This window comes from Acinetobacter sp. Res13-Abat-PEC15-P4-01 (assembly GCF_015676285.1).
GTDB lineage: Bacteria > Pseudomonadota > Gammaproteobacteria > Pseudomonadales > Moraxellaceae > Acinetobacter > Acinetobacter nematophilus.
This window is the reverse complement of the sequence record NZ_JADAIN010000037.1, coordinates 137,431-151,240: the sequence shown is the minus strand read 5'-3', so window position 1 is coordinate 151,240 and position 13,810 is coordinate 137,431. Positions and strand designations below refer to the sequence as shown.

General features: G+C 40.9%; 11 protein-coding genes. 8 read left to right on the top strand and 3 right to left on the bottom strand.

Annotation, left to right across the window (positions count from 1 at the left end; all coding sequences use genetic code 11):
• Positions 1-456: 456 nt before the first annotated feature.
• The 5 genes from IMO47_RS13495 to sucD all read left to right on the top strand — a co-directional run bounded on the left by IMO47_RS13495 (position 457) and on the right by sucD (position 8,244).
• The gene (locus IMO47_RS13495) at positions 457-3,294 is read left to right on the top strand and encodes a 2-oxoglutarate dehydrogenase E1 component (protein ID WP_196075685.1); all 2,838 of its coding nucleotides are present in this window, start codon (positions 457-459) and stop codon (positions 3,292-3,294) included.
• Positions 3,294-4,508 (top strand): 2-oxoglutarate dehydrogenase complex dihydrolipoyllysine-residue succinyltransferase, encoded by a 1,215-nt coding sequence (odhB, locus tag IMO47_RS13490; RefSeq protein ID WP_196075663.1) that lies wholly within the window; start codon positions 3,294-3,296, stop codon positions 4,506-4,508. Before IMO47_RS13495 ends, odhB begins: the two co-directional genes overlap by 1 nt.
• 60 nt (positions 4,509-4,568) lie before the next feature.
• Positions 4,569-6,005: a dihydrolipoyl dehydrogenase gene (gene lpdA, locus IMO47_RS13485; protein ID WP_196075664.1), complete on the top strand. Its 1,437-nt coding sequence runs from the start codon at positions 4,569-4,571 to the stop codon at positions 6,003-6,005.
• Positions 6,006-6,174: 169 nt separating this feature from the next.
• Positions 6,175-7,341: an ADP-forming succinate--CoA ligase subunit beta gene (gene sucC / locus IMO47_RS13480; RefSeq protein ID WP_196075665.1), complete on the top strand. Its 1,167-nt coding sequence runs from the start codon at positions 6,175-6,177 to the stop codon at positions 7,339-7,341.
• Between the two features lie 12 nt (positions 7,342-7,353).
• Positions 7,354-8,244: a succinate--CoA ligase subunit alpha gene (gene sucD / locus IMO47_RS13475; protein WP_196075666.1), complete on the top strand. Its 891-nt coding sequence runs from the start codon at positions 7,354-7,356 to the stop codon at positions 8,242-8,244.
• Positions 8,245-8,340: 96 nt separating this feature from the next.
• On the opposite strand, the gene IMO47_RS13470 is transcribed toward sucD, so the two are convergent.
• On the bottom strand, positions 8,341-9,102 hold the full coding sequence (locus tag IMO47_RS13470; protein ID WP_196075667.1) for a 3-oxoacyl-ACP reductase: 762 nt from the start codon (positions 9,100-9,102) through the stop codon (positions 8,341-8,343).
• Positions 9,103-9,319: 217 nt separating this feature from the next.
• On the opposite strand from IMO47_RS13470, the gene IMO47_RS13465 reads away from it, so the two are divergent.
• Positions 9,320-9,802, top strand: a complete 483-nt coding sequence (locus IMO47_RS13465) for a hypothetical protein (protein ID WP_227552148.1) — start codon at positions 9,320-9,322, stop codon at positions 9,800-9,802.
• A 139-nt stretch (positions 9,803-9,941) separates the two neighbouring features.
• Positions 9,942-10,124: a hypothetical protein gene (locus tag IMO47_RS13460; protein ID WP_196075669.1), complete on the top strand. Its 183-nt coding sequence runs from the start codon at positions 9,942-9,944 to the stop codon at positions 10,122-10,124.
• Positions 10,125-10,333: 209 nt separating this feature from the next.
• Here IMO47_RS13460 and rsmD read toward each other — a convergent pair whose 3' ends face one another.
• Both rsmD and mrdA read right to left on the bottom strand, forming a co-directional pair.
• Entirely contained in the window at positions 10,334-10,912 is a 579-nt protein-coding gene (gene rsmD, locus IMO47_RS13455) for a 16S rRNA (guanine(966)-N(2))-methyltransferase RsmD (RefSeq protein ID WP_196075670.1), read from the bottom strand.
• Positions 10,890-12,944: a penicillin-binding protein 2 gene (mrdA, locus tag IMO47_RS13450; protein WP_196075671.1), complete on the bottom strand. Its 2,055-nt coding sequence runs from the start codon at positions 12,942-12,944 to the stop codon at positions 10,890-10,892. Before mrdA ends, rsmD begins: the two co-directional genes overlap by 23 nt.
• A 277-nt stretch (positions 12,945-13,221) precedes the next feature.
• Here mrdA and IMO47_RS13445 point away from each other — a divergent pair, with 277 nt between their 5' ends.
• A complete protein-coding gene (locus tag IMO47_RS13445) occupies positions 13,222-13,761 on the top strand; it encodes a hypothetical protein (protein WP_196075672.1) in 540 nt (179 codons plus the stop codon).
• Positions 13,762-13,810: the final 49 nt, after the last annotated feature.

Genomic DNA, 13,810 nt, shown 5'->3' with positions numbered 1-13,810 from the left:
TTATTTCTTGTATGTATTTCGCTAATTTATAGATGGTATGTGTCAAAAAAATCAATTGAAGTGGCAGATCATGTTACGATTTAACAAACCACTATATGTAAAAAAGTGACTTTGTTTTGGGTACATTTTTTCAACATAAGTGTGACTCAGAACGGTTTATAAATCTTTTAGATAGATGCCGTTTAGAACCGCTTTAGAAAAAGCAAAAAGCCTTTTGTTTTTTCTAAGTCGATTTGCAAAAAATTGCTCAGCCTCGGTTGAGTATATAAGTGAGTGATGATGCCAATGAGGGCGTTATGATTCATTGTATGCATTAGTAATAAGCTAATGTTTATAACGCCCCATGGTCATTAGTACCTGATGGGTGAATGTCAATTTACCGATTTGGCATTATCAATCATGGGAGTGCTTAAAAAGCACCCTCTAATGTTTTTGCAATAGGAAATGGGTCCACAAATGCAAGAAGTTGCTGACGCATTGCGTCTTGATACTGAACTTTCCGCTGACAGTGCAGCGTATATTGAAGAGCTTTACGAACAGTACCTTTCTTCTCCAACCTCAGTAGGTGAGGATTGGCGTCAATATTTCGATAAATTCCCTAAAGGCGACCAACCGCACGGAAATATTCGTGAGCAATTCTTATTATTAGGTCGTAATTCAAGTCGTGTTCAGCCAGTTGTTCAAAGTGAAGTAAGTACTGAGCATGAGCGTCGTCAAATTGGTGTATTGCAACTGATTGCAGCATACCGTAACCGTGGTCATCAAAAAGCAAAACTTGATCCACTTGGTTTGGCTAAACGTGAAGATGTGCCTGATTTAGACCTTGCTGCTCATGGGTTAACAAAATCTGATTTAGATACAGTGTTCAATGCGGGCAACTTGGCGATTGGTAAAACTGAAGCGACTTTGGGTGAAATGGTCAACGCAATGGAAGCAACTTACTGTGCTTCGATTGGTGCTGAATACATGCACATTGTTGATACCAAAGAAAAGCGTTGGATTCAACAGCGCCTTGAAAGTGCACGTGGTCAATTTGGTTTCTCGGCAGAACAAAAGAAACATGTACTTGAGCGTTTAACAGCGGCTGAAGGATTGGAAAAATATCTTGGTAACAAATATGTTGGTGCTAAGCGTTTCGGTGTAGAAGGTGGTGAGTCTTTCATTCCGATGGTGAACGAACTGATTCAGCGTGCTGGTTCAGTCGGCTGCAAAGAAGTCGTAATCGGTATGCCACACCGCGGTCGTTTGAACCTGCTTGTCAATATCATGGGTAAAAACCCTGCTGATTTGTTTGGTGAGTTTGAAGGTAAGGCGCTCAATAAAAAAGGTTCTGGTGACGTAAAATACCATCAAGGTTTCTCTTCAAATGTAATGACGCCAGGTGGCGAAGTTCACTTGGCATTGGCATTTAACCCATCACATTTGGAAATCGTTGGACCTGTAGTTGAAGGTTCGGTACGTGCCCGTCAAGTTCGTCGTAAAGATATTGGCGGTGATGATGTATTACCAGTGATTGTTCATGGTGATGCGGCATTTGCAGGTCAAGGTGTGAACCAAGAAACCTTCCAAATGTCACAAACTCGTGGTTATACCGTAGGTGGTACAGTCCATATTGTGGTCAACAACCAAGTGGGCTTTACAACATCTGATCCACGTGATGCACGTTCTACAGAGTACTGTACTGATATCGCGAAAATGATTCAGGCTCCGATTTTCCATGTTAATGGTGATGACCCTGAAGCAGTATTGTTTGTTTCCCAGTTGGCGCATGACTTCCGTCATACATTCCGTAAAGATGTTGTGATTGACATGTTCTGTTATCGTCGTCGTGGACATAACGAAGCCGATGAGCCGGCAGCAACTCAACCAATGATGTATCAAGTGATCAATAAAAAAGCGACAACACGTACGCTTTATGCAGATCAGTTGGTACAGGAAAAAGTATTAGATCGCGCTTCTGCTGATGCTTTAGTTGAAAAATACCGTGAAGATCTTGAAGCTGGCAACCACGTAGCAAATGCATTGGTACTTGAACCAAACAAAAAAATGTTTGTGGATTGGACACCATACCTGGGTCATGAATATACCGATGATTGGGATACGACATTCCCGATTGAGCGTTTAAAAGAACTGGGTACAAAAATGCGCGAGCTTCCTGAGGGCTTCGTGATGCAACGCCAAGTATCGAAAGTGATTGATGATCGCTTTAAGATGCAAACCGGTGAAATGCCACTTAACTGGGGTGCAGCAGAAACGCTAGCGTATGCTTCTATTCTTGATGATGGCTACTTGGTTCGTTTGACGGGTGAAGACGTTGGTCGTGGTACATTCTCACATCGACACGCAAAACTGCATAACCAAGTGGATGGTTCAGTATATATTCCGCTGTGTCATATCAAGGAAAACCAGCCCCGTACTGCAATTTATGACTCGCTATTGTCTGAAATGGCGGTACTTGCATTCGAATATGGCTATGCAACGACCTTACCAAAAAGTTTGGTAATCTGGGAAGCTCAGTTCGGTGACTTTGCAAACTGTGCCCAAGTGGTGATTGACCAGTTTATCTCTTCTGGCGAGACCAAATGGGAGCGTGTTTGTGGTTTGACACTTCTTCTTCCGCACGGTTTTGAAGGTCAAGGTCCAGAGCATTCATCTGCACGTCTAGAGCGTTTCTTACAGTTGTGTGCTGAAGAAAATATGCAAGTGATTACTCCAACGACACCTGCACAAATCTTCCATGCAATGCGTCGTCAAGCGGTACGTCCAATCCGTAAACCATTGATTGTGACTTCGCCTAAATCATTGCTTCGTCACAAACTTGCAACATCAACGCTTGATGAGCTTGCAACTGGTACATTCCAGACCGTGATCGATGAAATTGATCAAATCAATAAACAAGATGTAACACGTGTTGTACTTTGTGGTGGTAAAGTTTATTACGACTTACTCGAAAAACGTCGTGAAGAAAACTTGAACATTGCAGTAGTACGTGTTGAACAATTATATCCGTACCCAGAAAAACGTCTTGCAGAAGTTCTTGCTACTTATCCAAACGTGAAAGAACTCGTTTGGTGTCAAGAAGAACCGAAAAACCAGGGCGCATGGTTATTCATTGCTCCTCGTCTATATGAAGGTGTAATGAAATCTGGTCAACAAATTCAAATTAGCTATGCAGGACGCGAAGCTTCAGCTGCACCTGCATGTGGCTCACCATATTTGCATGCAAAACAACAAGCTCAGCTCGTAAATGACGCTTTGGCGATCGTGGCTGATCAATCAGGAGAATCTAAATAATGGCAACCGAAATTAAAGCACCTGTGTTCCCAGAGTCAGTTGCTGACGGAACAATCGCAACTTGGCACAAACAACCAGGTGAAGCAGTATCGCGTGATGAAGTGATCTGTGATATTGAAACGGATAAAGTTGTTTTAGAAGTTGTTGCTCCTGCTGATGGTTCTATTTCTGCAATCATCAAGAATGAAGGTGATACAGTTCTTTCTGCTGAAGTGATTGCAACATTTGAGGAAGGTGCAGTTTCTGGTGCAGCTCAAACTCAAGCAGTTCAATCTGAAGAGAAAGTTGAGCAAGCTGCTGCACAAACTCAAGCCGGTAATGCACCTGTTGTTGAACGTGCTCAAGTGCAAGATCAAGCGCCAGCAGTACGTAAAGCACTGACTGAAACGGGTATTGCTGCTGCTGATGTGGATGGCACTGGTCGTGGTGGGCGTATTACTAAGGAAGATGTTGCAAATCATCAAGCCAAACCGGCTGCTGCTCCTGCAACACCACTGAGTGTTGCCGTAGGTGAGCGTATCGAGAAACGTGTTCCAATGACCCGTTTACGTAAACGTGTTGCAGAACGTCTTCTTGCTGCAACTCAGCAAACTGCAATGTTGACTACGTTCAATGAAGTCAACATGAAGCCAATCATGGAAATGCGCAAGCAATATAAAGATGCTTTCGAAAAACGCCATGGTGCACGTCTAGGCTTTATGTCATTCTTCGTTAAAGCTTGTACTGAAGCGCTTAAACGTTATCCAGCCGTAAACGCATCAATTGATGGCGATGACATCATTTATCACGGTTACTATGACATCGGTGTAGCGGTTTCTTCTGACCGTGGTCTTGTTGTTCCTGTGCTTCGCGATACGGACCGCATGAACTATGCTGAAGTTGAATCTGGTATTGGTGCATATGCTGCAAAAGCACGTGAAGGTAAATTGTCTATCGAAGAAATGACTGGCGGTACGTTCACGATTACCAACGGTGGTACTTTCGGTTCATTGCTTTCAACACCAATTTTGAACCAGCCACAAACTGCAATCTTGGGTATGCACAAGATCCAGGAGCGTCCTATGGCAGTCAATGGTCAGGTTGAAATTCTTCCAATGATGTATTTAGCACTTTCTTATGACCATCGTATGATTGATGGTAAAGAAGCCGTTGGTTTCTTGGTAACTGTAAAAGAGTTACTTGAAGAACCAGCTAAACTTATCCTTGATCTTTAATTCTATAGAATAACATCACAAGCTTAGGGTGATCCTCTAGGCTTGTTCTTGGAGATAAGCATGTCTCAACAGTTTGATCTTGTTGTAATCGGCGGTGGACCAGGTGGTTATGAAGCGGCAATTCGTGCTGCACAACTTGGTTTTAAAGTTGCGTGTATCGAAAAACGCGTACACAAAGGTAAGCCATCTTTAGGTGGTACTTGCTTAAATGTTGGATGTATTCCTTCTAAAGCATTATTAGATTCTTCACATCATTATGAAGATACCCTTCATGGCTTGGATGTGCACGGCATTTCAGTTGAAAATGTACAACTTGATCTTCAAAAGCTTCTTGCTCGTAAAGATAAAGTTGTTGATAACTTAACTGGCGGTGTTGCCCAGCTTCTCAAAGGGAACGGTATCGAATGGTTGCAGGGTACTGGTAAATTACTTGTGGGTAAAAAAGTTGAATTTACGCCATTAGAAGGTGGTGAAGTTCAAGTTTTAGAACCTAAATATGTGATTCTTGCGACGGGTTCTGTTCCTGTAAATATTCCAGTTGCAAAAGTAGACGAAGACTTAATTGTTGATTCTACTGGCGCACTTGAATTCCAAGAAGTGCCTAAGCGTTTAGGTGTAATTGGTGCTGGTGTAATTGGTCTGGAACTGGGTTCAGTATGGCGTCGTCTTGGTTCTGAAGTTGTTGTGTTTGAAGCATTAGATGCATTCTTACCAATGGCTGATAAAGCTTTGGCAAAAGATTATCAAAAACTTTTAACCAAACAAGGTTTAGACATTCGTATTGGGGCGAAAGTTTCCGGTACTGAAATCAATGGTCGTGAAGTGACTGTTCAGTATAGCCAGGGTGGTGAAGACAAAACTCAAACTTTCGACAAACTGATTGTTTGTGTGGGTCGTAAAGCATATGCAGAAGGTTTATTGGCTGAAGATTCAGGCATTAAACTAACTGAACGTGGTTTGGTAGACGTTAACGATTGGTGTGCAACATCTGTTGATGGCGTATATGCGATTGGTGACTTGGTTCGTGGTCCAATGCTTGCACATAAAGCAATGGAAGAAGGTGTAATGGCTGTAGAACGTATTCACGGTCATGCTGCACAAGTGAACTACGACACAATTATTTCTGTCATCTATACACATCCTGAAGCGGCATGGGTTGGTTTAACTGAAGAACAGGCTAAAGAAAAAGGCCATGAAGTTAAAACTGGTCAATTCCCATTTGCTGTGAATGGGCGCGCTTTGGCTGCAAATGAATCAGCAGGTTTTGTTAAATTTGTTGCCGATGCAAAAACTGATCGCTTATTGGGTATGCATATCATTGGCCCTGGTGCTTCTGATATCGTTCACCAAGGTATGATTGCACTTGAATTTGTATCTTCTGTTGAAGATTTACAATTGATGACTTTCGGTCATCCAACATATTCAGAGGTGGTTCACGAAGCTGCTCTGGCGGTCGATGGTCGTGCGATTCACGCCATCCAACGTAAACGTAAATAAAACAAAAAAGAGCGGTTTCGACCGCTCTTTTTTACTTCTGATGGTTGTTTTTAATTGAATAATCATCTAAGAATACAACAACAATTTTTAATAAATGCCAATAGTTATTGTGATGGAAGTCTAAGTATTGGTGTGTCATAACAACGTGAAAAGTAGTAAAAGGTAAAAGATGAATCTACATGAGTATCAAGCGAAAGCGCTGTTGAAAAAATATGGTATGCCAGTTCAAGAAGGCATTTTAGTGACCACACCAGAAGAGGCGTCAACAGCATTTGATCAAATTGGTGGCAAATTCGCTGTGATGAAAGCCCAGGTTCATGCTGGTGGCCGTGGTAAAGCGGGTGGTGTGAAAGTAGTTAAGTCAAAAGAAGAAGCAGCTGAATACGCAAAAAATTTATTGGGTACACGTTTAGTGACCTATCAAACAGATGCGAATGGTCAGCCTGTAAATAGTATTCTTGTTTGTGAAGATGTATACCCAGTTGAGCGTGAATTGTATCTCGGTGCAGTCGTTGATCGTTCGAGCCGTCGCGTGACCTTTATGGCTTCGACAGAGGGTGGCGTGGAAATTGAAAAAGTTGCAGAAGAAACACCTGAAAAAATTATCAAAGTTGAAGTTGATCCGTTGGTTGGCTTATTACCATTCCAAGCACGTGATGTTGGCTTTCAGTTGGGTCTTAAAGACAAACAAATTAATCAATTCGTGACAATCATGACAGGTGCTTATAAAGCATTTGTTGAAAATGATTTTGCACTGTTTGAAATTAATCCACTTTCAGTCCGTGAAAATGGTGAAATTTTATGTGTAGATGCAAAAGTCGGTATCGACTCAAATGCCCTATATCGTTTGCCTGAGATTGCAGCAATGCGTGATAAATCTCAAGAAAACGAACGTGAGCTAAAAGCATCTGAGTTTGATCTAAACTATGTTGCGCTAGAAGGTAACATTGGCTGTATGGTGAATGGTGCAGGTCTGGCGATGGCGACCATGGACATTATTAAACTGTATGGTGGTCAGCCTGCTAACTTCCTTGATGTAGGGGGTGGTGCAACCAAAGATCGTGTAATTGAAGCATTCAAAATCATTCTTTCAGATAGTTCAGTGCAGGGTGTGCTGATCAATATCTTTGGTGGTATTGTTCGTTGTGACATGATTGCTGAAGCGATTATTGCAGCGGTTCAAGAAGTAAATGTCACTGTACCTGTGGTTGTCCGTTTAGAGGGCAACAATGCAGAGTTGGGTGCAAAATTACTGGATGAATCAGGTCTAAAATTAATTTCTGCAAGCGGTTTAGCCGATGCGGCAGAAAAAGTTGTTGCTGCAGTGAAAGCGTAAGGAGTATCAATCATGAGCGTATTAGTAAACAAAGACACAAAAGTATTGGTACAAGGCTTTACGGGTAAAAATGGTACATTCCATTCAGAGCAGTCAATCGCATACGGCACAAAAGTTGTTGGGGGTGTAACACCGGGTAAAGGCGGTCAAACGCATATCGGTTTGCCTGTATTCAATACCATGCGAGAAGCAGTAAAAGAGACAGGTGCAAATGCAACCTCTATCTATGTGCCAGCTCCATTTGTATTGGACTCAATCGTTGAAGCGATTGATTCAGGTATTGAATTGATTGTTGTGATCACTGAGGGTGTACCAACTTTAGACATGCTGAAAGCAAAGCGTTATCTTGAAACTTATGGTAATAACGCGCGTTTAATTGGTCCTAACTGTCCAGGAATCATCACACCGGGTGAATGCAAGATCGGAATCATGCCGGGGCATATTCACCAACCAGGTAAAATCGGGATCATTTCACGCTCTGGTACATTGACTTATGAAGCTGTTGCCCAAACAACCAAGCTTGGTCTAGGTCAGTCAACTTGTATTGGTATCGGTGGTGACCCAATTCCGGGTATGAACCAAATTGATTGCTTAAAACTTTTCCAAGAAGATCCACAGACTGAAGCGATCATTATGATTGGTGAGATTGGCGGTACTGCAGAAGAAGAAGCTGCGGAATACATCCAATCCAATGTGACCAAGCCTGTGGTAGGCTATATCGCGGGTGTTACGGCGCCTAAAGGTAAACGTATGGGGCATGCAGGTGCGATTATCTCAGGTGGTAAAGGTACTGCTGAAGAGAAATTTGCTGCATTTGAAAAGGCAGGCATGGCTTATACACGTAGCCCTGCTGAACTAGGTTCAACCATGCTTGATGTGTTGAAAAAGAAAGGATTGGTTTAATCCCAATATTTTAAGAAGATTCAAAAAATGAGAGCCTCGAAGCTCTCATTTTTTATTAGATGGTTTAAGCAGCTTGATTCACTGTCGGCTTGATCGTTAGCCCTTGACTAGACCGCCATCAACGATGAGGTTTTGCCCTGTTACAGCCCTAGACCAAGGCGATAAAAATAACAATATTGCATCAGCAAATTGCTCCGGGGTGGTAACTTCCTGTAATGGCGTTGATGCAGCAATCAAGTCAAAGACTTGATCAGGTGTGGCACTGCTGGCATCAGTTTTACGTAATAGACCACCAGAAAGCATATTCACATTAATTCCATATCGTCCAAGATCATGAGACGTCGTTCGGGTAAATGCCAAAAGTGCTGCTTTTGCTGCGGTATAATCATGATATGGAACCACGGGATTCTGTACGAGGTTCGTTCCAATATTAATGATACGACCAAAATGATCTTTCTTCATATCTGCTAAGGCAGCTTGAGTTGTATTTAATGCGGCTTTGACTGCACTGTCTAATTGCTGCTGCATGTTGTTCCAGCTCAATGATTCTACTCTAGGGCGCAAGTCGCCATCAAATTTAAAAGACAATAGTGCATTATTAATCACGGAAGTAATGGCATGACCATAATGTAATTTGGCTTTTTTGAACATGTTGTTGACTTGTTCTTCATCAGTCACATCTGCTTTATAGATAAAAACCTGTTCAGCATGCTCTTTGGCAAGTTGCTGCGCTGATTCTTCGCTGTTGAAATAATTGACAACGACTCTTGCACCTTCTCGAATTAAAGCATGGGTAATTGCAAGACCTAAGCCACGTGCACCCCCCGTAACGAGAATAATTTGATCACGTATTTCCATGCGAATCATCCATTGAATTGAAATAAGTTAAATTTTAACTTCACTTTAAATATGATACATTTAATATAATCTATCACATATTTTCCGCATTTATATAAACCACAAAATTCTTCATAAATTGACCATCTTACTTATGCGATTTTTCTGCAATTTTTATTTCAAGCTGATTCTTCTATTTGGATTTAATTCACAGCTTTACGCCTTCGATCAAATGATCATGATACCTGAATCTGTTACTATGGAAAAACCGGGGTATCAGCAAGATGCTCAAGAATCAGATATTGAATTGGAACAAGATGCTTTATTTCATATTGAAAATCCAGAAAATCACTTAAGTTCTATTGATGAAGCAAAAGATCAAAATGAAGATTTTTTACAGCAAAGTGAAATTCAGAAAAAATTAGCGGAGGAGCATGATCAGCAATTGGCAGATTACTCAATCTTGAGCAACCCATTTTATGAAAATGATCGAATTCGGATTTTTAATTATACGGCTTATAATGTACAGCAGCTAAAAACTTCGTTGATCAATCCAAATTCAAACAGTGCCTCTGTAAATGAACTTTATCTGTCCTTTGGTTATGGTATGGAATTTAAGATCAATGCGTTGAATAAAGTCGGATATGAATATATTTCAAGTTTTCCATATGATCGTGGGCAACTCTTACGACTGTTTTGGATTCGAACATTAACTTATTAATTTAAATAATCTTTTTTCAAGAATTTGAGTAATGTGAATAAATCATGTTGAAATCACTACACGTTGATACATAAGCTTGCATTGGACTTCACAATGCATGGTTAAGCTAAAGCCAATAAGGTGAATAGGTATCAAGACCATGATGAAGAAAATTATTTTGCTGAGTGTTTTAGGTATTTCCTTAACGGGCTGTATTGTTGCACCATATGATGATGATCATCGTGGCGGACATGGTCGATATGATCACCGTGATCGTGACCGTTGGGATCATCGCTATGATCGAGATCGAAATGATCGTGATTGGAATTGGAATAAACGTTAATCTTTAAATCGATCACAGTCGCATTATGTTGAATGGATATTCATTTAATGCGTTGAGACTGAACCTCAATTACGGCTACATCAGATGGCAATGAGAAAAGGTATTTATTGAGAATTCAACCATGTCTTATTCTTGCTGAGAAATAAGACATGGTTTTTTATGCAGTGTGTTATAAACTCAACGGTTTATTTAATGACTCATGTATAAATTTAAACCGAAATTTTTTTAAATAAGCCTGCTTGTACCACACCGGCTTTGGTTTGTTTTTGCAGTTGCCAAGTTGAAGGTAAATTTAGTTGGCTGAGAGCACGATCTGCTTCAACATAAATCAATGCTTGATCCGCTAGATATAGGTCTGCTTTTTGAGCCAATTCTTCCCATAAATTCAAACTATAAGGTGGATCTAAAAATATCAAATCAAATTGTTCATTAAGGTTTGACAATGCTTGTTGGGCAGTCTGAACCTTGAGTTGACAATTTTCAACTTTGAGCAGTTGGATATTTTCTTTTAAAAATTTTGCCTGTGTTGTATTGGGTTCAATCATCAATACATGGCGAGCGCCACGAGATAAGGCTTCAAAACTCAAAGCGCCTGAACCTGCACAAAGGTCAAGAACTTTGGTATTTTGAATATCCCACATCAACCAATTAAACAAAGTTTCTCTAACACGATCTGGTGTAGGACGCAGTCCATCGATATCCGCAAAAGAAAGAACTCGGCGTTTCCATTCCCCACCAATAATACGTAATTGGTTTTTTACTTTATTATTCACTGATATCAGCCTCATTAGATGGTGGAGTTGAGGTATTACTTTGTCTTTGTGTATTGCTGTGGCTCTGTCCTGAATTGGCTGTTGAGTTTGGCTTTGGTTTCGGCATAGCATTTGGATCAGCTGCAAGTGAAACATCACCACTTGGTAACTCACCCGGCTTGATACCGGCAGTCATCAAACCACCGCTGACCTGATGGTTGAGTGGAGCGATTGGATTTTTCTTGCGGGTTAATAACCAATAGTCAAAAACTGGACGGGCAATTTTTGCAGCAGAGCCACCATGACGACCATTTTCCCAAATGACGGCTATGGCAATTTCAGGATTTTCAGCAGGGGCAAAGCCGACAAATAAACCGTGGTCCAATTGTCTTGACGTGAGAGCCGCCTCATTATAGCGTTTACCTTGGGCAATACTCTTCACCTGTGCAGTTCCTGTTTTACCCGCGATTTGATACATAGGTGTACGGATACCACGTCCTGTACCAGACTGAATGACATCGACCATTGCTTCACGCATTTTTATCCAGTCTTCGTCCGTGCCGCTAAAATTGATTTTTCCTGTAGGCGCATTATGGACAGGATGTTTTTTTGCACCTTTCGATTCACGTAAAACATGAGGGGTAACATGTGCACCATGATTGGCGGTAATTGCTGTTGCCATGGCAAGTTGAAGCGGTGTCGCAGTAAATGCACCTTGGCCAATACTCACAGAAATCGTTTCACCCTTGAGCCATTTGCTTTTACGGGTACGCATTTTCCATTCTGGACTTGGATAAAGCCCCGTGCTTTCACTCGGTAGATCTACACCTGTTTTTTCACCAAAACCAAATTGACGCATCCACTCGTTCATACGGTCGATACCCATTTGATAGGACAAAATGTAGAAATAGGTATCACAAGAAACCACGATGGATTTATGTAAGTTGACTGAACCATGTCCAGTTTTTTTCCAGTCACGGAATTTATGCGAATCGCCAGGCAAATGGAAATAACCCGGATCAGAAATTGCAGTGCCCCAATCTACTGTTTTAAAGTGGATACCTCCTAAACCTTCCATTGGTTTGATCGTTGAACCTGGTGGGTAGGAGCCTTGAACAGCACGGTTATAAAGGGGCTGATCGAGATTATCACGCAAGGCGGTATAGTCATCATGCCCAATTCCGGTCACAAATAAATTTGGATTGAAGCTTGGACTGGAGACGAGTGCTAAAATTTCACCTGTGCGTGGATCAATGGCAACAATCGCACCGCGACGATCTTTAAGTTGTTCAGCAGCTACGGTCTGTAAGCCATAATCAAGTGAAAGGTAGAGATCATTGCCACGCGTCGATTCTTTACGACCTAAATGACGTAGTACATTGCCATGGGCATCTGCCTCGATAGACTCATAACCCGGCACACCGTGTAATAGGTCCTCATAAGATTTTTCAACACCAATTTTTCCAATCAAGTTGGTACCGGCATAGCTGTCTTTATCAATTGCTTTAAGTTCTTTGTCATTGATACGTCCAACATAGCCAATCACGTGTGCAAATAACTCACCATGTGGGTAATAACGTGTCATTTGGGTTTCAATATCTACCCCTGGGAATTGAAATTTGACTTCACTGAAGCGTGCAATATCTTGTTCTGTAAGGTTAAGTTTTAAGGTAACCCGTTCAGTCTTTTTAGACGTTTTAATTCGGCTATTGAAACGATCTATATCTTCTTGAGAGAGATTTAAAATCGGAATTAAACGTTGAACGGTACCTTCAATATCTTCGACATCAGCCTTACTCAAAGTTGCCGTAAAAACTGGATAGTTGTCTGCCAATAAAATACCATTGCGGTCATAGATATAACCACGTGCCGGGGCAATAGGCTGTAAACGGATACGGTTTTTATCCGATGCTTCGCTAAACTCCTGGTGATGGAAAATCTGCAGATAAGCATAACGTGCAATCAGCAAACACATAAAAAATGAAACAATACCAATCGCAAAAAAAACACGACTGCGAAAGATGCGTTTTTCTTGTTGGACATTTTTTAAAGGAAACTGCTGCTTCATACGTCGTCGGCTTTAGATACTGAAAATTGGTGAATGCGAGGGCGAAACATTTTACCCTAGATTGAGGATTAAAAAGTAAAAAACACAAATAACTCGTAAAAATTTATGTTAACTAAAAATTTGGACAAATCATGTTGTATATCAGGGTATGGATTTGACCTTAGCGACATTAAATTTATAGCGTTTTGTATATGAGTGCTAAAATAATTCTGTTAAAGTCGAGCATTAAGGATAAAGAACTCGACCTAAGTTAAAGTTAGGGGTAATGGAGAAAATAATGAGAAAAATATTTCCCTTATTAATGTTAGTTGCTGTAGGAAACTTCGCACATGCTGATGTTAAAGAATATTTGCCGGATTTGAAGGGAATTTTACCGGAGGCGAAGATTAAGCCAGAGGATGCATCTAAATGGAATTTTGGTGCAGGTGTGACTCAGCAGATGGTTCACTTCAATGCTGAATGGGTCAATCCTTATGGAATTGCATATACGAAATTAGGTGCTTTTTATAACGGTGATCATGAGTTTGCTGGACAGGTCGGTTATCGAATTCCTGTTGCATTAAATGGCACTGACAAAAATGGATTCTATGTGGGGCTTTATGGTGGTTCGCTTAAAAGTAAAAAAGTAGACGGAAGCGATGAAGTTCAATATGGTGGTGGTGCTGATATTGCTTATGTTTTGTTGAATAAAGAACGTATAAGCACATTTAGTGTGGGAATGGGTGCAGGAAGTGAACTTCATAATAAAAATGGAGATATGATCTTGGAAACTCGTCCTCAGATACAATTCGCTTATACTTTAAGTGTAGGTTTTTAAAATTTTATGATTTTATACAGATCCTTCGACCGCCAATAGAAATAAATAC

Bases quoted from the DNA above. Each gene is read 5' to 3' on its own strand.
- IMO47_RS13460 (WP_196075669.1), top strand. From the start codon at position 9,942: ATGATGAAGAAAATTATTTTGCTGAGTGTTTTAGGTATTTCCTTAACG.
- lpdA (WP_196075664.1), top strand. From the start codon at position 4,569: ATGTCTCAACAGTTTGATCTTGTTGTAATCGGCGGTGGACCAGGTGGT.
- rsmD (WP_196075670.1), bottom strand. From the start codon at position 10,912: ATGAGGCTGATATCAGTGAATAATAAAGTAAAAAACCAATTACGTATT.
- IMO47_RS13470 (WP_196075667.1), bottom strand. From the start codon at position 9,102: ATGGAAATACGTGATCAAATTATTCTCGTTACGGGGGGTGCACGTGGC.
- IMO47_RS13445 (WP_196075672.1), top strand. From the start codon at position 13,222: ATGAGAAAAATATTTCCCTTATTAATGTTAGTTGCTGTAGGAAACTTC.
- IMO47_RS13465 (WP_227552148.1), top strand. From the start codon at position 9,320: ATGATACCTGAATCTGTTACTATGGAAAAACCGGGGTATCAGCAAGAT.
- odhB (WP_196075663.1), top strand. From the start codon at position 3,294: ATGGCAACCGAAATTAAAGCACCTGTGTTCCCAGAGTCAGTTGCTGAC.
- mrdA (WP_196075671.1), bottom strand. From the start codon at position 12,944: ATGAAGCAGCAGTTTCCTTTAAAAAATGTCCAACAAGAAAAACGCATC.
- sucD (WP_196075666.1), top strand. From the start codon at position 7,354: ATGAGCGTATTAGTAAACAAAGACACAAAAGTATTGGTACAAGGCTTT.
- sucC (WP_196075665.1), top strand. From the start codon at position 6,175: ATGAATCTACATGAGTATCAAGCGAAAGCGCTGTTGAAAAAATATGGT.
- IMO47_RS13495 (WP_196075685.1), top strand. From the start codon at position 457: ATGCAAGAAGTTGCTGACGCATTGCGTCTTGATACTGAACTTTCCGCT.